Raw genomic sequence first — 289 nt, 5'->3', positions numbered from 1 at the left:
CGACAAGACCATCCTGTCCGACGACGCGCGCCACGAGCGGCAGGCCGATGAAGACCGTGTTGGCGAAGCCGGCGGAGACGCCGGCCAGTACGCCGATGCGCCGGTCGCGTTTGAAGCCGATCGTCGCGATCAGATGTGCCCCCGTCCAGGTGACGGCGACGCCGCCGAAATAGGCGACCCAGATGCGCCAGGGCGCATCGCCGGCAAATTCGGCTTCCGCTATGGTGCGGAAGAGCAGGAGCGGCACGGCGACGCGGAAGACGAATTCGCCAAGCCCCTCCCCCAGTTC

The 289-nt window shown here is 67.8% G+C and carries 1 protein-coding gene; it reads right to left on the bottom strand.

Going from position 1 to position 289, the window contains the following annotated elements:
• Window positions 1-289, bottom strand: a 289-nt coding sequence (locus ACOZKU_RS27895; protein ID WP_421581626.1) for an AEC family transporter, incomplete at both ends; no start/stop codon positions are given.

Origin of the sequence: Shinella sp. M31 (genome assembly GCF_049199205.1) — a bacterium.
GTDB lineage: Bacteria > Pseudomonadota > Alphaproteobacteria > Rhizobiales > Rhizobiaceae > Shinella.
This window is presented reverse-complemented; position numbering and strand designations above follow the sequence as displayed.